This is a genomic window from Serratia nevei (assembly GCF_037948395.1).
Taxonomy (GTDB): domain Bacteria; phylum Pseudomonadota; class Gammaproteobacteria; order Enterobacterales; family Enterobacteriaceae; genus Serratia; species Serratia nevei.
The window spans coordinates 2,305,677-2,331,773 of record NZ_CP149940.1; the positions used below are offsets into that span (position 1 = coordinate 2,305,677).

Genomic DNA, 26,097 nt, shown 5'->3' on the forward strand with positions numbered 1-26,097 from the left:
TTACGACAGACAGAATGCAGAAATAGGTATTTTCTATGAATGTTTAGATCGGCAACGCACCGCAGCGCTGTAACGCTGACGGGCCACCGGGGAGTGCGGTACGGTGATGCAGGATAGATAACGAATTCATAGGGATAGCATGCACACCTTGCCGCCTGACGCCGCAAGCCGCCACGGGTGTCCCGTTGGCTTGCCGCGCGCCGCAGCGAAAAACCGCGCTCGCGGCGGATACCCCCGCAAAACAAACGGTTGAAGTGATAATCGTTATCACTAACATATAAGCAACCCAGATTGGCTGTGGCCAAACACGAGTGTGAGGTAGACCCTATGCAAACGGAAAATGTCGGCACTTTTTCTCTGGATGAAAATGTCTGGCAAGGCATTTCGCTCAGCGACAGCGCCGTACGACAAATAACGAAACTGATGCAGCAGGATCCGCAGGTGAAAGGGCTGCAGCTAGGGGTGAAACAATCCGGCTGCGCCGGCTTTGCCTATGTGCTGGATCTGACCCGCGAACCCGCCGATGACGATCTGCTGTTTGAGCGCGACGGCGCCAAACTCTATGTGCCGCTGAAGGCTATGCCGTTCATCGACGGCACCACGGTAGATTATGTCCGCGAAGGGCTGAATCAGATATTCAAATTCAATAACCCTAAAGCTCAGCATGCCTGCGGGTGCGGCGAGAGCTTTGGCGTTTGAGCGATGCAATCAACATGACACGAAGCAATGTAGAAATGCCTAATGAAGTGCAGGCTTGGGTCAGCGAAGGTCGCTACAAAGAAGGTTTCTTCACCCAGCTGGCAACCGATGAGTTGGCCAAAGGCATCAACGAAGAGGTGGTGCGCGCCATCTCGGCCAAGCGCAACGAACCCGAGTGGATGCTGGAATTCCGCCTTGAGGCCTACCGCGCCTGGCTGCAGATGGAAGAGCCGCACTGGCTGAAGGCCAATTACGATCGCCTGAACTACCAGGACTACAGTTACTATTCGGCGCCGTCCTGCGGCAGCTGCGACGATGCCTGCGGTTCGCAACCCGGCGCCGAGCAGCAACCGGGCGCGGCGACGGAAAAAGATTACCTGACCAGCGAAGTGGAGCTGGCGTTCAATCAGCTCGGCGTGCCGGTGCGCGAGGGCAGCGAGGTGGCGGTGGACGCCATCTTCGACTCGGTCTCGGTCGCTACCACTTACCGTGAAAAACTGGCGGAGAGCGGGGTGATCTTCTGCTCGTTCGGCGAAGCGATCCAGGAATACCCGGACCTGGTGCGTCAGTACCTGGGCCGCGTGGTGCCCTCCAACGATAACTTCTTCGCTGCGCTGAACGCCGCGGTGGCCTCCGACGGCACCTTCGTCTATGTGCCGAAAGGCGTGCGCTGCCCGATGGAGCTGTCGACCTATTTCCGTATCAACGCCGCCAAAACCGGCCAGTTCGAGCGCACCATCCTGATCGCCGACGAAGGCAGCTATGTCAGCTACATCGAAGGCTGCTCGGCCCCGGTGCGCGACAGCTACCAGCTGCACGCGGCGGTGGTGGAAGTGATCCTGCATAAAGACGCCGAAGTGAAATACTCGACGGTGCAGAACTGGTTCTCCGGCGGCGAGAGCAAGGGCGGCATCCTCAACTTCGTCACCAAGCGCGCGCTGTGTGAAGGCGCCGGCTCGAAAATGTCCTGGACCCAGTCGGAAACCGGCTCGGCCATCACCTGGAAATACCCGAGCGTGATTTTGCAGGGCGACAATTCGATCGGCGAATTCTTCTCGGTGGCGCTGACCAGCGGCCATCAGCAGGCGGACACCGGCACCAAGATGATCCACATCGGCAAAAACACCAAGTCGACTATCATCGCCAAAGGCATCTCCGCCGGCCACAGCGAGAACACCTATCGCGGCCTGGTGAAAATCCTGCCGGGGGCGGAAAACGCCCGTAACTTTACCCAGTGCGACTCGATGCTGATCGGGCCGGACAGCGGTGCCCACACGTTCCCTTACGTTGAAGCGCGCAACAACAGCGCTCAGCTGGAGCACGAAGCCACCACCTCGAAGATCGGCGACGACCAGCTGTTCTACTGCCTGCAGCGCGGCATCAGCGAGGATGACGCCATTTCGATGATCGTCAACGGTTTCTGCAAGGACGTTTTCTCCGAGCTGCCGCTGGAGTTCGCCGTCGAGGCGCAGAAACTTCTGGCCATCAGCCTGGAACACAGCGTGGGTTAATCGCCGCATTTTTAGCGCCGTCGGCGCTATCTGAGGACACAGCATGTTAAGCATCAAGAATTTGAAAGTCAGCGTGGAAGGCAACGAGATCCTCAAGGGATTGGATCTGGAGATCAAACCGGGCGAAGTGCACGCCATCATGGGGCCGAACGGCTCGGGCAAGAGCACGCTGTCCGCCACGCTGGCCGGGCGTGAAGAGTACGAAGTGACCGAAGGGGAAGTCACCTTCAAGGGCAAGGATCTGCTGGAGCTGGATCCGGAAGATCGCGCCGGCGAAGGCGTGTTCCTGGCCTTCCAGTACCCGGTGGAGATCCCTGGCGTCAGCAACCACTTCTTCCTGCAGACGTCGGTCAACGCGGTGCGCAAATACCGCGAGCAGGAGCCGCTTGATCGCTTTGACTTCGCCGATTTCATCGAAGAGAAAATCGCGCTGCTGGATATGCCGGCCGATCTGTTGACCCGTTCGGTCAACGTCGGCTTCTCCGGCGGTGAGAAAAAACGCAACGATATTCTGCAGATGGCGGCGCTGGAGCCGGATCTGTGCATTCTCGATGAAACCGACTCGGGCCTGGACATCGACGCGCTGAAGATCGTCGCCAACGGCGTCAACTCGCTGCGGGACGGCAAGCGCGCCTTTATCATCGTGACCCACTATCAGCGCATTCTGGACTACATCAAACCGGATTACGTACACGTGCTGTCCCAGGGGCGCATCGTTAAATCCGGCGATTTCTCGCTGGTGAAACAGTTGGAGGAGCAGGGCTATGGCTGGCTTACCGACCAACAGTAATTCAAACGCGCTGCAGCAGCTGTATCGCCTGTTCGAAGGCCGCGGCGGCGAGCGTTCGCCGCATGCGCTGGCGCACTGGCAGCAGGCGCTGCGCCTCGGCTGGCCGACGCGCAAGCATGAAAACTGGAAATACACGCCGCTGGAGAGCCTGCTGGAGCAGCAGTTCCTCGATCCGCAGCCCGCGCCGGTGAGCGCAGAGCAGCTTGAGGCGCTGGCGCTCGGCATCGATGCCTGTCGGCTGGTGTTTATCGACGGCCGCTACAGCGCCGCGCTCAGCGATGGCGATCTGGGCGACTACCAGTTCGAGTTGACCGCCTACGGCACGCCGCAGGCGCTGCCGGAGCCGATCCAGCCGGAGATTTTCCTGCACCTGACCGAAAGCCTGGCGCAGGAAACCAGCCTGATTCGTTTGCCGGCCGGCAAGGCCCCGGCCCGCCCGCTGTACCTGCTGCACATCAGCAGCGGACGCGGCGCCACCGGGGAAGTGAACACCGTGCATCATCGTCACCATCTGGAGATCGGGCGCGGCGCCGAGGCGGAAGTGATTGAACACTATGTCAGCCTGGGCGAGGCCGCGCACTTCACCGGCGCGCGCCTGACCGCCAACGTGGCGGACAACGCCGGGCTGTTGCACTGCAAGCTGGCGTTTGAGAGCCAGCCGAGCTACCACTTTGCCCATAACGATCTGGTTATCGGCCGCGACGCGCGGGTGAAAAGCGACAGCTTCCTGCTGGGCGCCGGCCTGACGCGGCACAACACCAGCGCACAGCTGAACGGCGAAGGCGCAAACCTGGTGATCAACAGCCTGGTGCTGCCGGTGGGCAAAGAGATCTGCGATACCCGCACCTATCTGGAGCACAACAAAGGCTATTGCGAAAGCCGCCAGCTGCATAAAACCGTGGTCAGCGATCGCGGCAAGGCGGTGTTCAACGGCATGATCAAAGTGGCCAAGCACGCGATCAAAACCGACGGCCAGATGACCAACCATAACCTGCTGTTGGGTAAGGTGGCGGAAGTGGATACCAAGCCGCAGCTGGAGATTTACGCCGACGACGTCAAATGCAGCCACGGCGCCACCGTGGGGCGTATCGATGAAGAGCAGCTGTTCTATCTGCAGTCGCGCGGCATCGACAAACATGCGGCGCAGCAGATGATTATCTTTGCCTTCGCCGCCGAGCTGACCGAAGGCATCGCCAACGACACCATCCGGGAACGGGTGCTGGCGCGCATCGCCCAGCGCCTGCCGGGGGAGGCTGCATGAGTTATCCGATTGAACGCGTGCGCGGCGATTTTCCGCTGCTGGCGCGTGAGGTGAACGGCCAACCGCTGGCCTATCTCGACAGCGCCGCCAGCGCGCAGAAACCGCAGGCGGTGATCGACCGCGAGCTGGAGTTCTACCGCCACGGTTATGCGGCGGTGCATCGCGGCATCCACACCCTGAGTGCCGAGGCGACTCAGCAGATGGAAGCGGTGCGGGAGCAGGCGGCGCGCTTTATCAACGCCGCCTCGGCGGAAGAGATGGTGTTCGTCAAGGGCACCACCGAAGGCATCAATCTGGTGGCCAACAGCTTTGGCCGCCACCTGCTGCAGCCGGGCGATGCGATTCTCATCACCGAGATGGAGCACCACGCCAACATCGTGCCGTGGCAGATGCTGGCGGAGGAGCGCGGGCTGCAGCTGCGGGTGTGGCCGCTACAGCCGGACGGTACGCTGGATCTGGCGCGACTGCCGGAACTGGTCGATGCGTCCTGTAAACTGCTGGCGCTGACCGAGGTCTCCAACGTGCTGGGCACCGTCAACCCGGTGCGCGACATTATCGCCCGCGCCAGAGCCCTGGCGCCGAATTTGACGGTGCTGGTGGACGGCGCGCAGGCGGTGATGCACCAGCGCGTCGATGTCCAGGCGCTGGACTGCGATTTTTATGTGTTTTCCGGCCACAAGCTGTACGGTCCTTCCGGCATCGGCATGCTGTATGGCCGCCAGGCGCTGCTGCAGCAGATGCCGCCGTGGGAAGGGGGCGGCTCGATGATCCGCCAGGTCAGCCTGACGGCGGGCACCACCTTCGCCGATCCGCCGTGGCGCTTCGAGGCCGGTTCGCCGAACACCGCCGGCATCATGGGGCTGGGGGCGGCGTTTGATTACGTTGAAGCCCTGGGCCTGAATGCGATCCACGATTATGAACAGTCGCTGATGCACTACGCGTTGGAGGCGCTCAGCCAGGTGCCGACGCTGAAAGTCTATGGCCCGGCCCATCGCGCCGGGGTGATCGCCTTCAATCTGGGGGAACACCATGCCTATGACGTCGGCAGCTTCCTCGATCAGTACGGCATCGCCATTCGCACCGGCCACCACTGCGCCATGCCGCTGATGGCGTTTTATCAGGTGCCGAGCATGTGCCGCGCTTCGCTGGCGTTATATAATACCCGCGAAGAGGTGGACCGGCTGGTGGCCGGGCTGCAACGCATTCATCAGCTATTAGGCTAGGCCGGGGCGCGTCCCCGGCGGTACAAAAGGATCCCCATGGCGAATTTGCCGGACAAAGATAAATTGGTGCGAAATTTCTCCCGCTGTTTGAACTGGGAGGAGAAATACCTTTACGTGATTGAACTCGGTGCCAAATTGCCGCCGCTGGACGAGGCTGAGCGGCAGGCCTGCAACCTGATCTCCGGTTGTCAGAGCCAGGTGTGGATTGTGATGCGCCTCGATGAGCAGGGGCAGGTCGAGTTTCACGGCGACAGCGACGCGGCGATCGTCAAAGGCCTGCTGGCGGTGGTGTTTATTCTGTATCGCCAATTGACGCCGCAGCAGATTGTCGAGCTCGACGTGCGGCCGTTTTTCGCCGAGCTGGCGCTCAGCCAACACCTGACGCCTTCGCGTTCACAGGGGCTGGAGGCGATGATCCGCGCCATTCGCAGTAAAGCCACGCAGCTGGCCTGAGCCTGAACGCCCCCGTTCTTGAGGGCTCATTGATACATTCGTTTTGTCAATGAGCCTTTACAATCCACGCTTTCCCCCCAGATAACATCCCCAATTCAGTGATATTTCAGCAGCTTATCCGTTGACGTTTCGTTGACAATCAACGGCGGTGATTACGTTATAACGTGTTGATTTTTAGAGAACTTATTGCCTTTGATGCCAGCATTGCTAGTATTAATCAGGTATTGTCTGATTTACCCGCCGCCGGGCGCTCGTTAGCCTTGGGGACGAACCGTCATAAAAAATATAGGGATGATAATGAAACGTGCGTTGAGTTTAATGGGCATGGTCTTCGCCACCGTATTGGCCGGCACGCAGGCCGCCAGTGCGACCGAGTACCCGCTGCCGCCGCCGGACAGCCGTCTGATCGGTGAAAACACCACTTATACCGTGCCAAACGACGGCCGTCCGCTGGAGGCGATCGCCGCCGACTACAAGATTGGCCTGCTGGGCATGCTGGAAGCCAACCCCGGCACCGACCCGTTCCTGCCTAAGCCGGGTACGGTGCTGACCATTCCGACCCAAATGCTGCTGCCTGATACCAAGCGTGAAGGGATCATCGTCAACCTGGCCGAGCTGCGCCTTTACTACTATCCGAAAGGCGAGAACAAAGTGATCGTCTATCCGATCGGTATCGGCCAGACCGGCATGCACACGCCGCTGGAAGTGACCTCCGTGAGCCAGAAGATCCCCAACCCGACCTGGACGCCTACCGCCAACATCCGCAAACGCTATCAGTCCCAGGGCGTGACGCTGCCTGCGGTGGTGCCGGCCGGCCCTGAGAACCCGATGGGGCTGTTCGCCCTGCGTCTGGCGATGGGGCGCGGTGAATACCTGATCCACGGCACCAATGCCAACTTCGGGATCGGCATGCGAGTCAGCTCCGGCTGTATTCGTCTGCGTCCGACGGACATCGAAGCGCTGTTCAACCAGGTGCCACGCGGTACGCGGGTGCAGGTGATCAACGATCCGGTGAAGATTTCGGTTGAGCCGGACGGCAAACGCTATGTGGAAGTGCACCAGCCGCTGTCGCGGGTAGAAAGCGACGATCCGCAGACCATGCCGATTGCGTTGTCTAAAGCGGAGAAAGCCTTCGCTGCAGATGGGCAAACCGATCGCGCCGTGTTCGATAGCGCGGTTGTACGCCGTTCTGGCATGCCGGTGCTGGTCAACGTGGGGGAGAACCCGTCTGAGGTGAGTTTAACGCCTGTAGCGGCGCCTGCGGCGAATAAGAGCCCATTCAAGGCAGCGCCAATCAGTTCAGTGAACTAAGTTTGCAGGACTGAGCGGTCGAAGAGGGGGTCAGCGTGCTGAGCCTCTTTTTTTTTGCCTGCCGAAGGAGAACCCCCGGGCCGATGAGCAGGCAAAAAAAAACGGCGCACAATGTGCGCCGTTTTCAATAACCAAAGCTAACTTACTTTTTGTAAGCGTGAGCTTGGTTGTCCAGACGCTGGTTAGCGCGTGCTGCGTCGTCTTTAGCCGCTTGAACGTCAGAACGCATTGCGTTCACGTCGTTGCTCAGCTGATCAACTTTAGCGTTCAGAGTCTGAACGTCAGAAGACAGTTGATCGATTTTAGCGTTGCTAGAGCAGCCAGCCAGCAGAGTGGAACCCAGGATTACCGCGCCCAGTACCAGTTTAGTACGATTCATTATAACACCCTCTAGATTGAGTTAATCTCCATGTAGCGTTACAAGTATTACACAAACTTTTTTCGAAAGAGAATAATTTTTTAGTGTTGAGGTGCTTTATTTTGATCGTTCGCTCAAACTTGCATCTGGTTTTACAAATTAGTTAAAAAAACGAGGGAAAACAGCCGGCTTCCATGGGACTACTCCGATTTGTTATTAGCTAAATAATGAGCGGATCGCGGTTGCGTTTTGAGAAAAATAGTTTACTGCCGATAAAAAAAACGCCGCAAAGCGGCGTTTTGATCAAGGTAATTATGTCACGTTTTATATTACAGCACGTGTACCGAGGCGGTGTTGGTAGTGCCGCTCGGCACCAGCGCGCCGGAAACCATCACCACAACGTCGCCTTTCTGCGCCAGGCCGCTGGCCAGCGCGGCTTCTTTACCGATGCGGTAGAAGTCGTCGGTAGAGGCGATTTCCTTGACCATCTGCGGGATAACGCCCTTGCTCAGCACCAGCTGATGCGCGGTGGTTTCATTGGTGGTCAGCGCCAGGATCACTGCGTTCGGGAAGTATTTACGCACGGATTTCGCTGACTTGCCGCCGCTGGTGGCGACGACGATCAGCGGCGCGTCCAGTTTCTCGGCGGTTTCTACCGCACCGCGGCACACCGCTTCGGTGATGCGCAGCTTGCGACGGTCGTTCAGGGTATCGATGCGGCTAGGCATCACGCGATCGGTACGCTCGCAGATGGTGGCCATGATGTTGACCGCTTCCAGCGGGTATTTGCCCTTGGCGCTCTCGCCGGACAGCATGACGGCATCGGTACCGTCCAGGATGGCGTTGGCAACGTCGCCGGCTTCCGCGCGGGTAGGGCGCGGGTTCTTGATCATGGAGTCGAGCATCTGGGTGGCGGTGATCACCACTTTACGCGCGCGGTTACATTTCTCGATCATCATCTTCTGGGCGAAGATCACTTCTTCGACCGGGATCTCGACGCCCAAGTCGCCACGGGCAACCATGATGCCGTCGGACGCTTCGAGGATCTCGTCGAAATTGTTCAGGCCTTCCTGGTTTTCGATCTTGGAGATGATCTGGATCTGCTCGCCGCCGTGGGCTTTCAGGTGTTCGCGGATCTCCAGCACGTCGGAGCGCTTGCGGATGAAGGATGCCGCCACGAAGTCGACGCCTTGTTCGCAGCCGAAGATCAGGTCACGTTTGTCTTTTTCGGCCAGCGCAGGCAGCTGGATGGAAACGCCCGGCAGGTTGACGCCCTTGTTCTCGCCGAGATCGCCGTTGTTCAGCACCTTACAAATGACTTCGTTTTCGGTCACGTTGGTGACTTCCATGCCGATCAGGCCGTCGTCTACCAGCACGGTGTTACCGATCTTCAGGTCGGCGGCGAAGCCGGCGTAGGTGACCGCTACGCGATCGCTGTTGCCGATCACGCTCTGGTCGGTGGTGAAAGTGAAGGTTTGGCCGGCGACCAGCGAGGCGTCTTTACCGCCTTCCAGTTTCATGGTGCGAATTTCCGGGCCTTTGGTATCCAGCAGGATGCCGGCATTGATACCGGTTTTCGCCATCACGGCGCGCATGTTCTTGATGCGGTTGCCGTGCTCTTCATAGTCGCCGTGAGAGAAGTTGAGACGCATCACGTTCATGCCCGCATTGAGCAGGTTGGTCAGCATTTCTTCCGATTCGGTTTTTGGACCGATGGTACAAACAATTTTGGTCTTTTTCATGGCGGAGTTTTCTACAAGTTGTGATGGATAAAAAAACGAATTTGACCGGCGCGGTTTACGCCGGTAGGGAATTTGGGCCGTGCCTGGTGGTGAAAAACATAGTTAAGGATAGGTGACGACAGTTGAAGCGGGGCGGAAAAATTCAGCCCGCGCGGGGGCGCGGGGATGCTGCGCAACGGGGTAAGATCAGATCGTGTTGTTATAGCGTTTTCGCAGATCAAGGGCTGAAACCATTCAACTGATAGACGTTGCGCATTATAAAGGCTAAGCGGTGGGAAACAAAATAAAAAACCGCGGCGGCGCGGCGGATATGTCAAAACGGGGGCAAATGTGGCGCAAATGCAACGCGTTGCGGGCCGCTTGTTGCGCAAATAACCATGCTGTAAATACAGGTTTAACGCGTTTGGGGAATTTCCAGCAGCACGCCGGCGCTCAGGCAGAAGCAGCCGCTGGCGACGTTGGCCGGCAATATCAGGCTCTCGCCGGCCCGTACCACCCGGGTGTCACCGCCGAGGGTAAACTCGAATTCACCGGAGATCACCCGGGTTTGCCGCGCGTGCGGGGGCTTTTGCAGCTGGCCGAAGGCACCGGCCTCGAAACGCACTTCTGCCGCCGGCGAACCGTCGCTCATCACGCCTTCACGGCGAGCAAGGCCATTGTCGAGCGATAAAAAGGCGGTTTTGGCGGTAAAGGTGGTCATGTGGCGTTCCTGGTGGCTGATGGCGGTAGCACGGCGCGATCGACATAAAAGTCAGGCGGTCGGGCAGAGACGAAACTACGGGAAGTATAACGCGATAGGGGGAGAGATGAATCAGCAATATGGTGCGTCCGAGTGGACTCGAACCACCGACCCCCACCATGTCAAGGTGGTGCTCTAACCAACTGAGCTACGGACGCACTGCACTGCTTCAGGAATTTGGTGCGTCCGAGTGGACTCGAACCACCGACCCCCACCATGTCAAGGTGGTGCTCTAACCAACTGAGCTACGGACGCACTGTACGGCTTCAGGAATTTGGTGCGTCCGAGTGGACTCGAACCACCGACCCCCACCATGTCAAGGTGGTGCTCTAACCAACTGAGCTACGGACGCATCTTTTCCTGTCTGTCATGGCTGACAGCGGGGACGAATATTAACGAGCTACCCGCGTGCTGGCAAGGGGAAAAGCGCAATTTTATTCGGTATTTCACGCGATTGCTGAGGTTGTGCGCAGTCCGGCGCTTTTTTCCGCAAACCGCAGCCCGGCCGGGGATGAAACCGGCCGGGCGCGGGCTCAGCGCGTGGAACGCTGCAGGATGACGGCGGTCGGCTGTTTCTGCAGCCAGCGCATGCGCAGCGCCATCATGATGGCGGCGAAGGTCAGGCCGATGATAAAGCCGATCCAGAAACCGCTTGGCCCCATTGCCGGCACCACCACATCGGTTAACGCCAGCAGATAGCCGCTCGGCAGGCCCAACACCCAATAAGCGATGAAGGTGATGAAGAAGATCGCGCGGGTATCTTTATAACCACGCAGCACGCCGCTGCCGATCACCTGGACAGAATCCGAGATTTGGTACAGCGCCGCCAGCAGCATCAGCTGCGACGCCATCGCCACCACCGCCGGGCTATCGTTGTACAGCAGGGCGATCGGTTCGCGGAAGGTGGCGGTAAACAGCGCGGTGCAGACGGCCATGGTGATGCCGACGCCGATGGCGGAGTAGGCGGCGACACGGGCGCCTTCAACCGAACCTTCCCCCAGACGGTAACCGACGCGGATGGTGGCGCCGACGCCCAGCGACAGCGGCAGCACGAACATCAGCGCGCTGAAGTTAAGCGCGATCTGGTGGCCGGCGACCGCAACGATCCCCAGCGGCGAAACCAGCAGCGCCACCACGGCGAACAGCGTGACTTCGAAGAACAGCGCCAACGCCACCGGCATGCCGATGCCGATCAGGCGCTTCAGCGCCGCCCAATCCGGGCCGCCGAGATCGCCTGCCTGGCGTTTGATGTCGCGCTGCGAGGGCGCGCGCTTCACGTACCAGCGCATCATCAGGAACATGATCCAGTAGACGCTGCCGGTGGCGACGCCACAGCCGACGCCACCCAGCTCCGGCATGCCGAACTTGCCGTAGATGAAGATGTAGTTGATCGGGATATTCACCAGCAGGCCGAGGAAGCCGATCACCATGCCGGGCTTGGTTTTGGACAGGCCTTCGCACTGGTTGCGCATCACCTGGAAGAACAGGTAACCCGGCGCTCCCCACATGATGGCGTGCAGATAACCGACGGCTTTATCCGCCAGCTGCGGATCGATGTTGTGCATCATGTCGATGACGAACTTGCAGTTATACAGCACCACGATCAGCAGCACGGACACGCCGGAAGCCAGCCAAAAACCCTGGCGCACCTGGTGAGCGATGCGATCGCGCCGCCCGGCGCCGTTAAGCTGGGCGATAACCGGGGTCAGCGCCAGCAGCAGGCCGTGGCCGAACAGGATGGCCGGCAGCCAGATTGAAGTGCCGACCGCAACCGCCGCCATGTCGGTGGCGCTGTAGGCGCCGGCCATGATGGTATCCACCACGCCCATGGCGGTTTGCGATATTTGCGCGATGATGACCGGGATAGCGAGAGCCAATAAACTACGCGCTTCAATTAAGTACTTCTGCACGCATACACCTTTCTATTTATATATGTGGGAGGGAGGGCTGCCGCGAGAGGACAACAATTAAAATAGCGGAATTTTGTCAAAAATATTGTACCTGCTCGGCGTCGTTAAGCAAACGCCGCAGATAAATAGTTATTAAATGCGCAGGCCCGCGTTTTTTGCCTACGCGGATTTGGTTTTCAGCGCCAACTGGGGCAAACTGCCGGGAGCGTTTTAACCTATTAGTAAGAAGAGGCACATATGTTCACCGGTATCGTACAAGGCACCGCGCCGCTGGTCGCCATTGATGAGAAACCCAATTTCCGCACCCACGTGATCGAGATGCCTGCCGAGCTGTTGCCGGGGCTGGAGCTGGGCGCGTCGGTGGCCCATAACGGCTGCTGCCTGACCGTGACCGCGGTGGAAGGCAACCGCGTCAGCTTCGATTTGATCAAGGAAACGTTGCGCCTGACCAACCTCGGCGACTTGGCGCTCGGCGACATCGTCAATATCGAGCGCGCGGCAAAGTTCAATGACGAAATTGGCGGCCATTTGATGTCCGGCCATATTATCTGCACGGCGGAAGTGGCCAAGATTTATACCTCGGAAAATAATCGCCAGGTATGGCTGCGCATGCCAAATGCGGAATTGATGAAATATGTGCTGCACAAAGGTTTCATCGGCATCGACGGCATTAGCCTGACCATCGGCGAAGTGGTGAATAACCGTTTCTGCGTGCACCTGATCCCGGAAACGCTGGATCGCACCACGCTGGGTAAGAAACGCCTGGGCGATAAGGTGAACATCGAAATCGATCCGCAAACGCAGGCGGTGGTGGATACCGTCGAGCGCGTGCTGGCCAACCGGGAAGCGACGCTGGCGGCGGCGATGGCGCCGGCGCACAAAGACTGACAGCGATTCTGGCGTTGCCGCCGGTATCGAATCATAAGCAGAGAGGAGAAACGCGTGAAGTTTTATGGGAAAACGTTGTTGTTAACCGCGTTGCTGGCGCTGAGCGCCTGCAGCAGCTCACCTGAGCAGGGCGCCGGCGCGCAAATGGCCGATGCGGATGATACCTGCGGCGCTTCGCAGTATCAAAACTTCGTCGGTAAGCCGATGACCTCGCTGGAAGGCGTGCGGATCGACGCCAAGGTGCGCGCCATTCCGTACAACTCTGCCGTTACCATGGATTTCAACCTGCGCCGCCTGAACTTCCTTGGCGATAGCAACGATAAAATCATTCGCGTTTATTGCGGTTAACCCGCAGCGTCCGAAAGAGCAAAAAAAAGCCCCGGTGATGATGTTGCCGGGGCTTTTTTATCGGGAAAGCGTTCAGCGGGCGACGCGAATGCCGCCTTCAACGCCTTTCGGGCTGAACACTACCTGCCACAGCTGCAGATCGCGCGCCCGGAACGCGCCAGCGCAGGCGTTCAGGTAGTAGCTGAACATCCGCTCGAAGCGTTCGGAATAGCGCGGGGCAAGCTGCGGCCACGCCTGTTTGAAGCGTTCGAACCAGGCCATCAGCGTGCGATCGTAGTCGGCACCGATGTTGTGCCAGTCTTCCATCACGAAATGGCCCTCGCTGGCTTCGGCAATATGGCTCACTGAAGGCAGGCAGCCGTTCGGGAAAATGTACTTGTTGATCCACGGATCGACGTTCATATCGGTCTTGTTGGAGCCGATGGTGTGCAGCAGGAACAGGCCGTGCGGCGCCAGATTGCGTTCTACCACGTTGAAATAGGTGCGGTAGTTTTTCGGCCCGACGTGCTCGAACATGCCGACCGAGACAATGCGATCGAACTGCTGATGCAGATCGCGGTAATCCTGCAGCAGGATCTGCACATCCAGCCCGGCGCAGCGCGCCTGAGCCAGCTTCTGCTGTTCGGCAGAAATGGTTACGCCGACCACTGACACGCCGTAATGCTTCGCCGCATAGGCGGAAAGACCGCCCCAGCCGCAGCCGATGTCCAGCAGGCGCATACCTGGCTGCAGCTGCAGTTTTTCGCAGATCATCCGCAGCTTCGCTTCCTGCGCTTCCTCCAGCGTAGTAGCGTCTTTCCAGTAGCCGCAGGAATATTGCATGTAAGGATCGAGCATCAGGGTAAACAGATCGTTGCCGAGATCGTAATGTTCTTTGCCGACGATCCAGGCGCGCTTTTTCGATTGCAGGTTGGTCAGGCGCGCGGCGGCGATACGCAGGGTATCTTTCAGGTGGTGGGGGAGTTTCTTCTCCAGCCCGGCGCTGACCACGCGCTGGAAGAACATATCCAGCCGTTCGCACTCCCACCAACCGTCCATGTAGCTTTCGCCCAGGCCCAGCGACCCTTGCTGCAGGACGCGTTTAAAGAAATCGGGGTTTTTAACCTGAATATCGAAAGGGCGCGATCCGTTGATTTCAATGCCGGCCAGACCAAGCATTTCGTGCGCGATACGGTACCACTGATTGTCCTGGATGCTCAGATCTTCTATACACGATGAACTCATAGCTTCTCCATCACCTTCTTCTGACTGATGACCCGTTAGGAAACAGCTTAGACAATTTCTGCGGGTGCATACGTTTACCGGCGGAAAATAGGCCCGCGGCGTCTGATATCCGACTATGAACAGAGGAAATTTAAAGAAACGACCCGGCGCGAACGGCGCGGGATAAACGCATCCTTAAAAAAGAGTGTGACGCAAAGCGCGTACACAAGTGCTAATTGAGATATAGAGATTATAAGGTGTTACTTTACAAGGTTGTTTTTGAGTATAGGCGTGCCGAGGCGTTGACTCAACTGTAAATCGCACTCGGCACGCATATTCTTTAAGTGATTATTAAACTTGGTAATTATGACGCTGAGTTAGCATGTTCCCGCTGCGCCTTTCGCTGCGCATCGGCCGCTTTTCCCCGCTGCAGGAAATACCCCAGTGCGGCCAGGATCACCGTCGATACCATCACCGTCACCGTCGCCAACAGCGGTTGGGCAATAAACGCCGACACCAGCATGCTCGCCACAAAGCACAGCCCCAGCTGCAGCGTATTTTGCAGCGCGGCGGCTTTACCGCTGCTTTCCGGGAACGGCATCAGCGCATTCGCCACCATGATCGGGTAGCCGGCGCCGTTGACCAGCGCCATCACGCAGAACGGGATCAGCAGCGTGGTGAGCGTCGGTGCGGTCAGGGTCGCCACCAGATACAGCGCCACCATGCTGACACCATAAGCTACCAGCAGCCACGGCAGCAGGGTTTTGCCATTGATGCGCGTGAGCGCGGCGCGGCAGCCGTAGCCACCCAGCAGGAAGGCCAGCGTTTGCGGCACATAGCTCAGACCGATGTCGCTCGGGCTGTAGCCCATGTCACCGAGGATGAACGGCGAGCCGGTCAGCCAGGCGAAGAAGCCGGCCGAGCAGGCGGCGTACATGGCGACGTTGCCGCTGAACACCGGGGATTTCAACAATTGCCAGAAGCTGACGCCGTTTTTTGGCGCATCGGCGGTGGGTTGCGTTTTGGCGCGCTCTTTGAGCATCAACGTCGGCAGCAGCAGCAGCGCGGTGATCACCAACAGCGCGGCGAAGATCGCGCGCCAGCTGGCGTGGTTCAGCAACCAGGCGCCCAGCAGCGGGGCCAGCGCCGGCGACAGCGCCACCAGCGGCATAATGGTGGCGAACACGCGGTTGGCCTGGCCTTCGCGGTAACGGTCGACCACCAATGCTTGCCAGATGGCGGTGGCGGAGCAGACGCCGACGGCCTGAATAAAGCGCAGGATCCAGAGCTGCACGGCGTTTTCCACCCACAGCATGCCCAGGCAGCCGAGGGCGAACAGCGTCAGGCCGATCAATAAGACCGGTTTGCGGCCCAGACGGTCGGAGAGCGGCCCCCACAGCAGCTGCGCGAAGGCGAAGCCGGCCAGGAAGATGCTCAGGCTGGCGCTCACCGCGCCGGCGGAAATTTGCAGTTCTTCCCGCATGGCGCCGAAGGCGGGCAGGTACATATCGGTCGCCAGATAACCCAGCATGCTCAGGCCGGCGAGGTAGAACATAAAGCCAAAGGAATTTCGCATGGTATTTCTCGTTAATATTTTAATGTCGCAGGTTTTTAGCGCCGGCCAGTGTATCCGGCTGGATCTCTGCTTGTGAAACGGTAATATTTGCAAAGTGCTGTTAAAAAAATTGAAGGCAAAGCGATGTGGTCTGAATATTCTCTTGAAGTGGTCGACGCGGTGGCGCGCACCGGCAGTTTCAGCGCGGCGGCGCAGGAGCTGCACCGGGTGCCGTCGGCGGTGAGCTATACCGTACGGCAGCTGGAGCAATGGCTGGCGGTGCCGCTGTTCGAGCGGCGTCACCGCGATGTGGAGTTGACGCCGGCCGGCGCGCTGTTTATCAAGGATGCGCGAGTTGTTATCAAAAAAATGCTCGACACCCGCCGCCACTGTCAGCAGGTGGCCAACGGGTGGCGCGGCCAGCTGAATATCGCGGTGGACATCATCGTCAAACCACAGCGCAGTCGCCAACTGGTGCTGGATTTCTACCGTCATTTCCCCGACGTCGAACTGATGCTGCAACCCGAGGTGTTCAACGGCGTGTGGGATGCCTTGGTGGACGGCAGGGCGGACATGGCAATCGGCGCCACCCGTGCGGTGCCGGTCGGCGGCGGCTTCGCCTTCCGCGACATGGGCTATATGAACTGGCTGTGCGTGGTCAGCCCGCAGCACCCGCTGGCGCAACTGACAGGGCCGCTGAATGACGATCAGCTGCGGCCGTACCCTTCGCTTTGCCTGGAGGACACCTCGCGCAATCTGCCCAAGCGCGTCACCTGGACGCTGGATAACCAGCGGCGGCTGGTGGTGCCGGACTGGACTTCGGCGCTCGACTGTTTGTGCGCCGGGCTGTGCGTCGGCATGATGCCGGCACATCGGGCGCTGCCGCGGGTGCAGCGCGGTGAGCTGAAGGCGTTGCAGCTGCAGCAGCCGTTTCCCGCCAGCCCTTGCTGCCTGACCTGGCAGCAGGATAAACCCTCACCGGCGATGAGCTGGCTGCTGGCGTATCTGGGCGATGGGGAGACGCTGAACCAGGAGTGGCTGAGCGAGGCGGAACCGGAAGCCGCGCAGGCTTCCGGCGCGGGGGATTAGCGGCGGTAGTCGATGAACGGACCGTCGGCGACCGAGCGGCGTTCAATCAGCTTCGGATGCACTTCGATCACCTGCGACTCTTCGCGTTTGCTGATGATGCGATCCAGCAGCATGGTGAAGGCCATTTCGCCCAGGCGTTCTTTAGGCTGGTGAATGGTGGTCAGCGCCGGGGTGAAGTAGCGGGCGTTACGCACGTTGTCATAGCCGATCACGGAAATATCCTGCGGCACCCGCAGCCCCAGCTCGTCGGCGGCGCAGATGGCGCCCATCGCCATGATGTCGCCGCCGCAGAATACCGCGGTCGGCCGCTGCTTTTGCGACAGGATTTGGTGCATCGCCTTGTAGCCGGACTCCGGCTCGAAGTCACCCTGGACGATCCACTCTTCGCGAATGTCGATATGCGCTTCCTGCAGCGCCTTCATAAAGCCCTGGTGACGGCCGCCGCCGGTATTGCGCGACAGTTGGCCCGGAATGGCGCCGATATCGCGGTGGCCGCGCTCGATCAGGTAACGGCCGGCCAGATAGCCGCCTTCGAACGCGTTATCGATGATGGTGTCGGTGAAGTCGCCGCGCGCGGCGCCCCAGTCCATCACCACCATCGGGATATTGCGGTAGTCTTCCAGCATGCCCAGCAGCTGATCGGGGTACTCGGAGCACATGACCAGCAGGCCGTCGACGCGCTTTTGCGCCAGCATCGCCAGGTAGGCGCGCTGCTTGTCGAGATTGTTGTGCGAGTTGCACAGGATCAGGGTGTAGCCTTTGCTGTAGCAGCTGTTTTCCACCGCCTCGATCACTTCGGCAAAGTAGGGCGCTTCGCTCGAGGTGGCCAGCAGGCCGATCGACTTGGTGTGATTGACTTTCAGGCTGCGCGCCACGGCGCTCGGCGAGTAGTGCAGCTCTTTGATGGCGGCCCACACGGCCGCTTTGGTCTCTTCGGCGACGAAACGAGTCTTATTGATGACGTGCGAAACGGTGGTGGTGGAAACGCCCGCGCGTTTGGCCACATCTTTAATCGTTGCCATGTAAGGAATGACTCCTGAACTCACATGTTTACAGCATGTAAGTGTGATGTTAATCGTTTGCCTACGTAGATCCTTCTCCAGAGAAGCGAAAACTGAGTTTTTAGTGTGTTGAAGTCTTCAGCGCTTAATCAGGAGGGGCATGGATGCCGGTACGCAGTTGTGAACTGCGAATTTTGTCGCATATTGAACAAAAGTGGAAGAGGTAATCGAGATTATAAACCGGGAAATGATAACAAGATTTTATCGGCGAACTGTGGGAAAATGATTTGACGTACTAATTGTGCGCCTTTTATCCTTAGGAAAGCCCATTTTAAAGGAGTTGTCATGGATACCGAATTGAAGATGTCGCTGTTCACCACCGTCTGCGCATTGGCGGTCATTATCGCTTTCAGCTTCGTTGCCGCGTTGAACTGATTTACCCCCGGTTATAAAAAAGGCGCAGCCTGGCTGCGCCTTATCACCTCAGAACCTGCGCTTACGCCAGGTTTTCCGCTGCGAAGGTCCAGTTGACCAACGCCCAGAAGTTTTCCAGGTATTTTGGACGCGCATTGCGGTAATCGATGTAATACGCGTGTTCCCACACGTCAACGGTCAGCAGTGGTTTGTCTTCACCGGTCAGCGGGGTGGCCGCGTTGGAGGTGTTGACGATCGCCAGCGCGCCGTCCGGTTTTTTCACCAGCCAGGTCCAGCCTGCACCGAAGTTTTTCACTGCGGCATCGGTGAACTGCTCTTTGAACGCAGCGAAAGAGCCGAAGGATTTGACGATTGCCGCCGCCAGTTCGCCCTGCGGTTCACCGCCGCCCTGTGGCGACAGGCAGTGCCAGTAGAAGGTGTGGTTCCACACCTGCGCAGCGTTGTTGAACACGCCGCCGTTAGAGGTCTTGATGATCTCTTCGAGCGATTTGCCTTCGAACTCGCTGCCTTTCACCAGGTTGTTCAGGTTAACCACGTAGGTGTTGTGGTGTTTGCCGTAGTGGTATTCCAGGGTCTCGGCGGAGATGTGCGGCTCGAGCGCGTTTTTCTCATACGGTAATGCAGGTAATTCAAACGACATTGCTTCCTCCTTTACAGCGCCATTCGCTTCCCGCCGGGGCGAGAGCCGTATGGGCCGTTTTTTATTGTGGTCATTCAATCTTAACAATTTTCATCATAAAAAACAGGAGGAAAAGCGAGAAATGCGCGTGGGGAAGTGCGATGGGCGATAGCTTGAGCAGGCGGTTGCGACCGGGGCCGCAACCGCGCAGAACAGTGCATTAACGAATGGTTTTCGGCGTCACTACGCGGCGTGCGCCGATGTAGTGGTTCTGCCAATAGTCGTTGTCGAGCTGACTGATGCGGATCTCTTCACCGGTGCGCGGCGACTGGATGAACTTGCCGTTGCCGAGGTAGACGCCGACATGGTCCGCCACGCCGCGGTTGTTGATGCGGAAGAACACCAGATCGCCGCTTTCCAGTTCGCTTTTCTTGATCGGCGCCGCATCGCGCAGGTGATACATCTCGTTGGCGGTGCGCGGCATCTTGATTTTCACTACGTCTTTATAGGCGTAATAGATAAGGCCGCTGCAATCGAAGCCGGTGCGCGGCGAGCTGCCGCCCCAGCGGTAAGGTTTGCCCATCTGTCCCATCAGCTTGGCCATCGCGGTCTGCTTGGCGTGCTGGTAGCGTTTTTTGTGCGCGGGGCTGAGTTTCAACGGCTTTTCTTCACGCGCCAGTTTGGCGGTGGCCATACCGGCTTCGCGGTGGCGACCATAGCCTTTTTTATAGCCTTTTTTCGGCGGGGTGACTTTAATCTTGGCGGTTTTCTGCGCTTTGGCCTTGGGTTTGGCGCTGACGATCTTTTTCGCGCTTTTCTCGCTTTTTGCCTTGGCGGTCTTGGTTTTTTTTTCGGGGGCCGTCACTTTGGCTTTTTTGGCGGCTTTGTCCGCTTTCTTTTTTCTGCGGTCATCGGGCCGCGCTTCATTGGCATGGCTTTTACGCTGCTCGGCGGCAACACGCGCCTGTGGCGCAGCGTGCGCCAAATTGAAGAAGAGCTGCGTAAACAGCAGCGCAAAGAGCGTAAGAATTAAACGCATGTCGACGTCACCAACCTTGGCCCCGAAACGGATATCGAAAGAGTTACAGTATTCCCGAATTTCGCCATATAAAACAGCGAAGAACTCATAAATAATAATCCATATTGTGAGAAAACGTTAATGACATTTTTTTTGGTTCAAAATCAGCCTGTTGATGTATGAAAAAGCGCCAGTTGGCGGTGGAGATATAATTAATCCGCGCCGTCATCGCGACGCAATATATTAGTGAAATGGTCGGATTAAAAATGTTATTCTCGACGTATGTTTTGACCGGAATGACGTGGCCGGTGAAACGCGATCGGCGGCGGGCGAATATCCTTGCAAAAGATGGCGTTTTCTTGCGACTGTTCCAGCCGCTACAATAGCCCGCGTGATGCATGTTGTAGCCATGAAATGTGGCTTGAGGAAGCAATAAATGACGACGACACTTGAAAAAATTCAGCACCAGATCGCTGAAAACCCGATTCTGCTGTACATGAAAGGTTCGCCTAAGCTGCCGAGCTGCGGCTTCTCCGCACAGGCTGTGCAAGCGCTGTCCGCCTGCGGCGAGCGTTTCGCCTACGTGGATATTCTGCAAAACCCGGACATCCGCGCCGAGCTGCCAAAATACGCCAACTGGCCGACGTTCCCGCAGCTGTGGGTAGACGGTGAGCTGGTAGGCGGTTGCGATATCATCATCGAAATGTATCAGCGCGGCGAACTGCAGCAGCTGATCAAAGAAACTGCGGAAAAGTATAAAGCGCAGGAAGACCAACAGTCTTAATCGACAGGCTTGCGGTTATCGCGCAATGGGCGGCGCCAGTGCAAACTGGGCCGCCTTTTTTATTGGCTTATTCGGCGAGGTCGCCGGCGGGCAGCGGCCAGCCGCCGAGACGTTTCCAGCGGTTAACCAGCTCGCAAAACAGCAGGGCGGTTTGTTCGGTGTCGTACAGGGCGGAGTGCGCCTGGCTGCTGTCGAACGGCATGCCGGCGGCGATGCAGGCTTTCGCCAGCACCGTTTGGCCCAGCACCAGGCCGCTCAGCGCGGCGGTGTCGAAGGTGGCGAACGGATGGAACGGGTTGCGCTTCAGGCCGGCGCGCTCGGCCGCGGCCATCAGGAAGCTGTGATCGAAGTTGGCGTTGTGTGCCACGATAATGGCCCGGTTACAACCGCGATCCTTGAGCCCTTTGCGCACCGCTTTGAAAATGGCGTGCAGCGCGTCATATTCGCTGACCGCGCCGCGCAGCGGGTTGTGCGGATCGATGCCGTTGAACGCCAGCGCTTCCGGCTGCAGGTTGGCGCCCTCGAAAGGCTCCACGTGGAAGTGCAGGGTCTCGTCCTGCTGCAGCCAGCCGTCTTCATCCATTTTCAGCGTGACGGCGGCGATCTCCAGCAACGCATCGGTATTGGCGTTGAAGCCGGCGGTTTCAACATCTATTACTACGGGATAAAACCCACGAAAACGACCACTCAGGGCGTTAAGATCACTTTTCTCGGCCATCAGTTTCTTATCTTCATCGAATGCAGCGCGCATTATGGCAAATTTTGCGCCCGGTTGCAGGCGCTATTGCGCGGAGAATCAGCAGGGCGCAGCGCGCCCTGAAGGGGAGGCTTAGTGGCCGAGGCCCTGACCGGCATGTTTATTTTCGATCAGCTCGATTTTGTAGCCGTCCGGATCTTCGACGAAGGCGATGACCGTGGTGCCGCCTTTCACCGGGCCGGCTTCGCGGGTGACCTTGCCGCCTGCGCGGCGGATGCTGTCGCAGGTGGCGGCAACGTCGTCCACGCCCAGCGCCAGGTGGCCGAAGGCGGTGCCCATGTCGTAGCTGTCGGTGCCCCAGTTATAGGTCAGTTCGATAACCGCGCCTTCGCTTTCTTCCGTATAGCCGACGAAAGCCAGCGAGTATTTGTACTCTGGATTTTCGCTGGTGCGCAGCAGGCGCATGCCTAATACCTTGGTGTAGAAGTCGATGGCGCGTTGCAGGTCACCGACGCGGATCATGGTATGGAGTAAGCGCATAATTCCTCTGAATTGGCTGTGCCGTGGCAGACGGCGGGTGGATTGAAGCTCCAGCGAGTATAGCCTTGTCCCGCAAGGGAATTCAACGTAACGAATGAGTGACAATGTCACTTGTGGGGCTCGCGACGGTGATGTCTAAATATTGATCGAGCGTACCGATCGATACAGAGTAATTGATCTGCACAATCAATTATCTATTTCGACGGCAAGCGTGTAAAAATTGAACGGCAGTAGAGCACAACACCAGGGAACACCGGCCCGCCCCGTGCGGGCTTTTTTGCGTGCGGCGCATAAAAAAACGGCCAGGCAGTCGCATGGCCGTTTGGGATCAGGACGGGTTACTTCGCCAGAAACGGATAGTCGGTATACCCTTCGGCGCCGCCGCCGTAGAAGCTTTCCGGCTTAGGTTCGTTCAGCGGCGCGTGCTGACGGAAGCGCTCCACCAGATCCGGGTTGGCGATGTAGCTGCGGCCGAAGGCCACCGCGTCGATGAAACCTTTTTCGATCAAGGCTTCGGCTTTTTCGGCGGTGTAGGCGCCGGCGCCGACGATCACCCCTTTAAAGTGGGCGCGCACCGAGTCGCGGAAGGCGTCAGAATACGGCTTGCCGCCGGCCCAGTCCGGCTCGGAAATGTGCAGGTAGGCGATGTTGCGCTTGTTCAGCTCTTCCACCAGATACAGCGCCGCGTCTTCCTGATCTTCACCGTTGTCCAGCCCGTTGAACGGCCCCAGCGGCGAGATGCGGATGCCGATGTGCTCAGAACCCCATTCGGCGACCGCCGCGTCGACCACTTCCAGCGTCAGGCGGGTGCGATTCTCGATGCTGCCGCCGTATTGATCGGTACGTTGGTTGGAGGCCGGCGACATGAACTGATGCAGCAGATAGCCGTGGGCGGCATGCAGTTCGATGAAGTCGAAGCCGGCTTCCCGCGCGTTGGCGGTCGCCTGGCGGAAATCGTTGACGATGCCCGGGATCTCGCTGGTTTCCAGCGCGCGCGGCGTGGAGGTCGGTACGCGCACCCAGGCGCCGGTTTCATCACGCACGGTGGTGCGGGTTTCGGCGTTGATTGCCGAAGGGGCGACCGGTGCTTGCCCGCCCGGCTGCAGGCTGGCGTGGGAGATGCGGCCTACGTGCCACAGCTGCACGGCGATATGGCCGTTTTTATCATGCACTGCCTGCGTGATGTTTTTCCATGCGGCGATCTGCTCCGGCGTATGCAACCCCGGCGCACCGGCGTAGCCTTTCGCCTGGAAGGAAACCTGCGTCGCTTCGGTCACGATCAGGCCCGCGCCGGCGCGCTGTGCGTAATATTCCGCCATCAGCGGCGTAGGAATATCGCCCGGCTCGATGCTGCGCAGACGCGTCAGCGGAGCCATAAACACGCGGTTGGGCAGGGTGATGGCGCCAACCTTCAGCGGAGAGAGCAATTTTTCAGTCTTCATAGTGCATCCTGTATTTAATAGACCGGTCGTCTAGTGGTGGGCGATAAAAAACCACGAACTGCATTTTTCAATAAAAAGAAATTGTTACCGTTACGGTTGCGGCGGGCGCAGCAGCAACTCGATGCTTTCCAGCGCGCTGGTCAACGGCGCCAGCGAGTGGCGGATCTTGGCGCGCAGCGAAGCGCCGAGCCACAGTGAGTACAGCGTCTCTGCGGTCGCTGCCGGGCTCATGGCCACCGACAGCGAGCCCTCGGCGATACCGCGTTCGATGGCCTCCTGCAGGTGGCCGATCACGCGAGCGGTACCCGTTTCCAGCGCATGGCGCATCGGTTCTGACAGATCGCTCACCTCGGCGGAAAGCTTCACCGCCAGGCAGGCGTTATGGCATTCGCTGCGGCAGTGGTAGCTGATGGCCTGGGCGTAATAGCCGAGCAGCTGGTGGCGGGCATCGCCGTGCTCATCGGCAAACAGCGCCTGCATTTCTGCATCATAATGCGCGAAATAGCGTTGCAGCATCGCTTCGCCGAAGGCTTCCTTCGAGCGGAAATAGTGGTAGAACGAGCCTTTCGGCACGCCCGCAGTGGCCAGCAGTTCGCTCAGCCCCATGCCGGTAAAGCCCAGGCGCAGGCTGAGAGTTTCGCCGGTGGCGAGCAGATGTTCACGTGTGTCCACGTTGCAATGCGTTGATTTGGTCATCATGGTGTCGAGCATAATAGACCGATTGGTCTAGGTCAATGGGAATAAAAAAACCGGCGCACAAAACGCCGGTTGTCTGCGAACTATTGTGCCCCAGCGGCACGAGGAAGTTAAGCGCTTACGCCGCGTTGCGGCAACGCTGCAGGATATCCAGCCGGGATTGATATTCGCGGCTTTGTACGTTCAGCATGCCCAGCAGGGTATGGAACAGGTTGTCCTGCGACACATCGTCCGTTTCCGCCAGCGCGTTCAGGCACTGGCGATCGACGCCGAAGTTGCGCTGATAGTCGGCCGACATCCACATCAGGAAAGGCACATGCGTTTGCTGGCTAGGCGCGAAGACATAAGGCGTGCCGTGCAGGTACATGCCGTTTTCCCCCAGCGACTCGCCGTGATCGGACAAATAGACCAGCGCGGTATTGAAGCGGTCGTCATACTGCTGCAGCAGCTTGATGGTGGCATCGAGCATCGCGTCAGTATACAAGATCGAGTTGTCGTAGGTGTTCACCAGCTGTTCATGGCTGCAATCCTGGATCTGATTGCTGTTGCAGGTCGGCGAAAACGTCTGGAATTCTGGCGTGCTGCGGCGGTAGTAAGCCGGGCCGTGGCTACCCATCTGGTGCAGCACGATCACGCCGTCGTCTTTCAGGCTATTGATGTAGTCGTTCAGCTTGTACAGCAGCACGTTATCCATGCAAACTTCGCCGTCACAGTCCTGCGGCAGTTTCAATTTGGTCATGTCGATGTGCGGCACCCGGTCGCAGGCGCCTTTGCAGCCGCCGTCGTTATCGCGCCACAGCACGTTGACGCCGGCATGCGCCAGCACGTCGAGCATGCCCTCCTGGTGTGCCGCCTGAGTCGCGTCGTACTCTCTGCGCGGCATGTTGGAGAACATGCAGGGGACGGAGATCGCCGTCTCGGTGCCGCAAGAGCTGGCGTTCTTGAAGTAGACCACGTCGTCCTGCTTCAGGCGCGGGTTGGTTTCGCGCTCGTAGCCGCCGAGGGAGAAGTTTTCGGCGCGGGCGGTTTCGCCCACCACCAGGATCACCAGCGTTTTCTTGGCCTGCCCGGCGATCAGCGGCCCTTTGCGCGCGTCTTCACCGATTTTTACCAGCGGCAGATTGCGGGTGAAATAGCGCTGTTCGGTAAATTTGAGCGTGCCGGCGACGAAGTTGGAAGGCGTCAACATCTTCACCACGCTTTTATTGTTGCGGATCAGCGAAGCGTAGTCTTTGTAGAACAGCGCGGCGACGATCAGGATCACCACCAACGACAGCATGACGTTGGCGGCGCGCAGCCCGACCATATACCACCAGGGGCGGGTCTGGCGAATATGGGTGAAGCAGACCGCCACCGCCGGCAGAACGCCGAGCAGCGCCAGCCACAACCCCATGCGCGGCGTCAGCAGCGCCGTCGCTTCCTGGGTATTGGTTTCGAAGGCGTTCTGCATCATGTTGCCGTCGATCACCACGCCATAGCTGTACATGAAATAGTTGGCTGCGGCGCTGCCCAGTAAGAAAAAGACGATCAGCGGCTTGCGCAGGTAGGGCACGGTCAACACGCTGAAGATGATATTCAGCGCACAGAAAATCACCACCGGCATGCTGGCGGCGAAAATGACGCTGTGGACGCTATCGAAGGTGATATACGACCAGGCGCGGTGCAGGAATAACGCGTTTTGAAACAGAGTGAAGAACAGGGCGGTGGCGAGGATAAAACCGAGGCTGTTGCACTGTAAGCGTTGACGTAACCACATTGCCAAATCTGGATCCTGAGAGGAGATAA

Annotated in this window: 26 protein-coding genes and 3 tRNA genes; 12 read left to right on the forward strand and 17 right to left on the reverse strand. The window is 58.7% G+C overall.

Translation table 11 applies throughout. The features are described from left to right. The first annotated feature begins 327 nt into the window (after window positions 1-327). From sufA to V8N38_RS11155, 7 genes are all read left to right on the forward strand, one after another. Window positions 328-699, forward strand: coding sequence for a Fe-S cluster assembly scaffold SufA (gene sufA / locus V8N38_RS11125; protein WP_004931368.1), 372 nt, complete (start codon window positions 328-330; stop codon window positions 697-699). Between the two features lie 14 nt (window positions 700-713). After that, window positions 714-2,210: a Fe-S cluster assembly protein SufB gene (gene sufB / locus V8N38_RS11130; RefSeq protein WP_033638360.1), complete on the forward strand. Its 1,497-nt coding sequence runs from the start codon at window positions 714-716 to the stop codon at window positions 2,208-2,210. A gap of 43 nt (window positions 2,211-2,253) precedes the next feature. Next, window positions 2,254-3,000: a Fe-S cluster assembly ATPase SufC gene (gene sufC / locus V8N38_RS11135; protein ID WP_004931365.1), complete on the forward strand. Its 747-nt coding sequence runs from the start codon at window positions 2,254-2,256 to the stop codon at window positions 2,998-3,000. Beyond that, the gene (gene sufD, locus V8N38_RS11140) at window positions 2,975-4,261 is read left to right on the forward strand and encodes a Fe-S cluster assembly protein SufD (RefSeq protein ID WP_055317084.1); all 1,287 of its coding nucleotides are present in this window, start codon (window positions 2,975-2,977) and stop codon (window positions 4,259-4,261) included. The genes sufC and sufD overlap by 26 nt, the downstream gene beginning before the upstream one ends. Further along, window positions 4,258-5,484 (forward strand): cysteine desulfurase SufS, encoded by a 1,227-nt coding sequence (gene sufS / locus V8N38_RS11145; RefSeq protein WP_070914908.1) that lies wholly within the window; start codon window positions 4,258-4,260, stop codon window positions 5,482-5,484. Before sufD ends, sufS begins: the two co-directional genes overlap by 4 nt. A gap of 36 nt (window positions 5,485-5,520) precedes the next feature. Then, a complete protein-coding gene (sufE, locus tag V8N38_RS11150; protein WP_147840227.1) occupies window positions 5,521-5,937 on the forward strand; it encodes a cysteine desulfuration protein SufE in 417 nt (138 codons plus the stop codon). A gap of 297 nt (window positions 5,938-6,234) precedes the next feature. After that, entirely contained in the window at window positions 6,235-7,248 is a 1,014-nt protein-coding gene (locus tag V8N38_RS11155) for a L,D-transpeptidase family protein (protein ID WP_060440060.1), read from the forward strand. Window positions 7,249-7,390: 142 nt separating this feature from the next. Here the strand turns inward: V8N38_RS11155 and V8N38_RS11160 are convergent, their stop codons facing one another. From V8N38_RS11160 to V8N38_RS11190, 7 genes are all read right to left on the reverse strand, one after another. After that, a complete protein-coding gene (locus V8N38_RS11160) occupies window positions 7,391-7,627 on the reverse strand; it encodes a major outer membrane lipoprotein (protein ID WP_004931354.1) in 237 nt (78 codons plus the stop codon). A 308-nt stretch (window positions 7,628-7,935) separates the two neighbouring features. After that, on the reverse strand, window positions 7,936-9,348 hold the full coding sequence (gene pykF, locus V8N38_RS11165) for a pyruvate kinase PykF (RefSeq protein ID WP_060419184.1): 1,413 nt from the start codon (window positions 9,346-9,348) through the stop codon (window positions 7,936-7,938). Window positions 9,349-9,742: 394 nt separating this feature from the next. Next, window positions 9,743-10,048, reverse strand: a complete 306-nt coding sequence (locus V8N38_RS11170) for a cupin domain-containing protein (RefSeq protein WP_060419183.1) — start codon at window positions 10,046-10,048, stop codon at window positions 9,743-9,745. A 120-nt stretch (window positions 10,049-10,168) separates the two neighbouring features. Beyond that, a tRNA-Val gene (locus V8N38_RS11175) sits at window positions 10,169-10,245 on the reverse strand. A 20-nt stretch (window positions 10,246-10,265) separates the two neighbouring features. After that, window positions 10,266-10,342: transfer RNA gene (locus tag V8N38_RS11180), tRNA-Val, on the reverse strand. A gap of 20 nt (window positions 10,343-10,362) precedes the next feature. Then, window positions 10,363-10,439 (reverse strand) — tRNA-Val (locus V8N38_RS11185). Between the two features lie 181 nt (window positions 10,440-10,620). Then, window positions 10,621-11,997, reverse strand: a complete 1,377-nt coding sequence (locus V8N38_RS11190; RefSeq protein WP_060419181.1) for an MATE family efflux transporter — start codon at window positions 11,995-11,997, stop codon at window positions 10,621-10,623. A gap of 237 nt (window positions 11,998-12,234) precedes the next feature. Here V8N38_RS11190 and V8N38_RS11195 point away from each other — a divergent pair, with 237 nt between their 5' ends. Further along, window positions 12,235-12,885 carry a riboflavin synthase gene (locus V8N38_RS11195; RefSeq protein ID WP_016927930.1) on the forward strand — a complete coding sequence of 217 codons (651 nt, stop codon included), beginning with the start codon at window positions 12,235-12,237 and terminating at the stop codon, window positions 12,883-12,885. Window positions 12,886-12,939: 54 nt separating this feature from the next. Next, window positions 12,940-13,233 (forward strand): I78 family peptidase inhibitor, encoded by a 294-nt coding sequence (locus tag V8N38_RS11200; protein ID WP_038874785.1) that lies wholly within the window; start codon window positions 12,940-12,942, stop codon window positions 13,231-13,233. Window positions 13,234-13,305: 72 nt separating this feature from the next. On the opposite strand, the gene cfa is transcribed toward V8N38_RS11200, so the two are convergent. Both cfa and punC read right to left on the reverse strand, forming a co-directional pair. Continuing rightward, the gene (gene cfa, locus V8N38_RS11205; RefSeq protein ID WP_038874787.1) at window positions 13,306-14,457 is read right to left on the reverse strand and encodes a cyclopropane fatty acyl phospholipid synthase; all 1,152 of its coding nucleotides are present in this window, start codon (window positions 14,455-14,457) and stop codon (window positions 13,306-13,308) included. A gap of 343 nt (window positions 14,458-14,800) precedes the next feature. Then, complete coding sequence (gene punC, locus V8N38_RS11210; protein WP_147840037.1) at window positions 14,801-16,012, reverse strand: purine nucleoside transporter PunC; 1,212 nt, start codon at window positions 16,010-16,012, stop codon at window positions 14,801-14,803. A 123-nt stretch (window positions 16,013-16,135) separates the two neighbouring features. On the opposite strand from punC, the gene punR reads away from it, so the two are divergent. After that, window positions 16,136-17,080, forward strand: coding sequence for a DNA-binding transcriptional activator PunR (gene punR / locus V8N38_RS11215; protein WP_060419177.1), 945 nt, complete (start codon window positions 16,136-16,138; stop codon window positions 17,078-17,080). Here the strand turns inward: punR and purR are convergent. Beyond that, window positions 17,077-18,102, reverse strand: coding sequence for an HTH-type transcriptional repressor PurR (purR, locus tag V8N38_RS11220; RefSeq protein WP_033638375.1), 1,026 nt, complete (start codon window positions 18,100-18,102; stop codon window positions 17,077-17,079). The two genes, punR and purR, sit on opposite strands and share 4 nt — an antisense overlap. 324 nt (window positions 18,103-18,426) lie before the next feature. Between purR and V8N38_RS11225 the strand changes: the two genes are divergently transcribed. After that, entirely contained in the window at window positions 18,427-18,516 is a 90-nt protein-coding gene (locus V8N38_RS11225; RefSeq protein ID WP_019455989.1) for a YnhF family membrane protein, read from the forward strand. A 61-nt stretch (window positions 18,517-18,577) separates the two neighbouring features. On the opposite strand, the gene sodB is transcribed toward V8N38_RS11225, so the two are convergent. Together sodB and V8N38_RS11235 are read right to left on the reverse strand one after the other, a co-directional pair. Then, window positions 18,578-19,156, reverse strand: coding sequence for a superoxide dismutase [Fe] (gene sodB / locus V8N38_RS11230; RefSeq protein WP_004931333.1), 579 nt, complete (start codon window positions 19,154-19,156; stop codon window positions 18,578-18,580). Window positions 19,157-19,355: 199 nt separating this feature from the next. Beyond that, window positions 19,356-20,174, reverse strand: coding sequence for a C40 family peptidase (locus tag V8N38_RS11235; RefSeq protein WP_048233575.1), 819 nt, complete (start codon window positions 20,172-20,174; stop codon window positions 19,356-19,358). Window positions 20,175-20,589: 415 nt separating this feature from the next. Between V8N38_RS11235 and V8N38_RS11240 the strand changes: the two genes are divergently transcribed. Beyond that, a complete protein-coding gene (locus V8N38_RS11240; RefSeq protein WP_004931329.1) occupies window positions 20,590-20,937 on the forward strand; it encodes a Grx4 family monothiol glutaredoxin in 348 nt (115 codons plus the stop codon). 67 nt (window positions 20,938-21,004) lie between these two features. Here V8N38_RS11240 and rnt read toward each other — a convergent pair whose 3' ends face one another. From rnt to eptA, 5 genes are all read right to left on the reverse strand, one after another. Continuing rightward, window positions 21,005-21,688: a ribonuclease T gene (rnt, locus tag V8N38_RS11245; RefSeq protein WP_038874795.1), complete on the reverse strand. Its 684-nt coding sequence runs from the start codon at window positions 21,686-21,688 to the stop codon at window positions 21,005-21,007. 78 nt (window positions 21,689-21,766) lie between these two features. Next, entirely contained in the window at window positions 21,767-22,174 is a 408-nt protein-coding gene (gloA, locus tag V8N38_RS11250) for a lactoylglutathione lyase (RefSeq protein ID WP_004931325.1), read from the reverse strand. 338 nt (window positions 22,175-22,512) lie between these two features. Further along, complete coding sequence (locus V8N38_RS11255) at window positions 22,513-23,616, reverse strand: alkene reductase (RefSeq protein ID WP_060432117.1); 1,104 nt, start codon at window positions 23,614-23,616, stop codon at window positions 22,513-22,515. 90 nt (window positions 23,617-23,706) lie between these two features. Next, window positions 23,707-24,327 (reverse strand): TetR/AcrR family transcriptional regulator, encoded by a 621-nt coding sequence (locus V8N38_RS11260; RefSeq protein WP_371935054.1) that lies wholly within the window; start codon window positions 24,325-24,327, stop codon window positions 23,707-23,709. 103 nt (window positions 24,328-24,430) lie between these two features. Further along, window positions 24,431-26,068, reverse strand: coding sequence for a phosphoethanolamine transferase EptA (eptA, locus tag V8N38_RS11265; protein WP_070914915.1), 1,638 nt, complete (start codon window positions 26,066-26,068; stop codon window positions 24,431-24,433). Window positions 26,069-26,097 lie beyond the last annotated feature (29 nt).

Excerpts from the sequence above, each read along its gene's own strand:
- sufC (WP_004931365.1), top strand. The coding sequence starts at position 2,254 with ATGTTAAGCATCAAGAATTTGAAAGTCAGCGTGGAAGGCAACGAGATC.
- sufD (WP_055317084.1), top strand. The coding sequence starts at position 2,975 with ATGGCTGGCTTACCGACCAACAGTAATTCAAACGCGCTGCAGCAGCTG.
- V8N38_RS11260 (WP_371935054.1), bottom strand. The coding sequence starts at position 24,327 with ATGCTCGACACCATGATGACCAAATCAACGCATTGCAACGTGGACACA.
- sufE (WP_147840227.1), top strand. The coding sequence starts at position 5,521 with ATGGCGAATTTGCCGGACAAAGATAAATTGGTGCGAAATTTCTCCCGC.
- eptA (WP_070914915.1), bottom strand. The coding sequence starts at position 26,068 with ATGTGGTTACGTCAACGCTTACAGTGCAACAGCCTCGGTTTTATCCTC.
- punR (WP_060419177.1), top strand. The coding sequence starts at position 16,136 with ATGTGGTCTGAATATTCTCTTGAAGTGGTCGACGCGGTGGCGCGCACC.
- cfa (WP_038874787.1), bottom strand. The coding sequence starts at position 14,457 with ATGAGTTCATCGTGTATAGAAGATCTGAGCATCCAGGACAATCAGTGG.
- V8N38_RS11225 (WP_019455989.1), top strand. The coding sequence starts at position 18,427 with ATGGATACCGAATTGAAGATGTCGCTGTTCACCACCGTCTGCGCATTG.
- V8N38_RS11160 (WP_004931354.1), bottom strand. The coding sequence starts at position 7,627 with ATGAATCGTACTAAACTGGTACTGGGCGCGGTAATCCTGGGTTCCACT.
- sodB (WP_004931333.1), bottom strand. The coding sequence starts at position 19,156 with ATGTCGTTTGAATTACCTGCATTACCGTATGAGAAAAACGCGCTCGAG.
- V8N38_RS11240 (WP_004931329.1), top strand. The coding sequence starts at position 20,590 with ATGACGACGACACTTGAAAAAATTCAGCACCAGATCGCTGAAAACCCG.
- rnt (WP_038874795.1), bottom strand. The coding sequence starts at position 21,688 with ATGCGCGCTGCATTCGATGAAGATAAGAAACTGATGGCCGAGAAAAGT.
- V8N38_RS11235 (WP_048233575.1), bottom strand. The coding sequence starts at position 20,174 with ATGCGTTTAATTCTTACGCTCTTTGCGCTGCTGTTTACGCAGCTCTTC.
- V8N38_RS11170 (WP_060419183.1), bottom strand. The coding sequence starts at position 10,048 with ATGACCACCTTTACCGCCAAAACCGCCTTTTTATCGCTCGACAATGGC.
- sufB (WP_033638360.1), top strand. The coding sequence starts at position 714 with ATGACACGAAGCAATGTAGAAATGCCTAATGAAGTGCAGGCTTGGGTC.
- purR (WP_033638375.1), bottom strand. The coding sequence starts at position 18,102 with ATGGCAACGATTAAAGATGTGGCCAAACGCGCGGGCGTTTCCACCACC.
- sufA (WP_004931368.1), top strand. The coding sequence starts at position 328 with ATGCAAACGGAAAATGTCGGCACTTTTTCTCTGGATGAAAATGTCTGG.
- pykF (WP_060419184.1), bottom strand. The coding sequence starts at position 9,348 with ATGAAAAAGACCAAAATTGTTTGTACCATCGGTCCAAAAACCGAATCG.
- V8N38_RS11195 (WP_016927930.1), top strand. The coding sequence starts at position 12,235 with ATGTTCACCGGTATCGTACAAGGCACCGCGCCGCTGGTCGCCATTGAT.
- V8N38_RS11255 (WP_060432117.1), bottom strand. The coding sequence starts at position 23,616 with ATGAAGACTGAAAAATTGCTCTCTCCGCTGAAGGTTGGCGCCATCACC.
- sufS (WP_070914908.1), top strand. The coding sequence starts at position 4,258 with ATGAGTTATCCGATTGAACGCGTGCGCGGCGATTTTCCGCTGCTGGCG.
- gloA (WP_004931325.1), bottom strand. The coding sequence starts at position 22,174 with ATGCGCTTACTCCATACCATGATCCGCGTCGGTGACCTGCAACGCGCC.
- punC (WP_147840037.1), bottom strand. The coding sequence starts at position 16,012 with ATGCGAAATTCCTTTGGCTTTATGTTCTACCTCGCCGGCCTGAGCATG.
- V8N38_RS11155 (WP_060440060.1), top strand. The coding sequence starts at position 6,235 with ATGAAACGTGCGTTGAGTTTAATGGGCATGGTCTTCGCCACCGTATTG.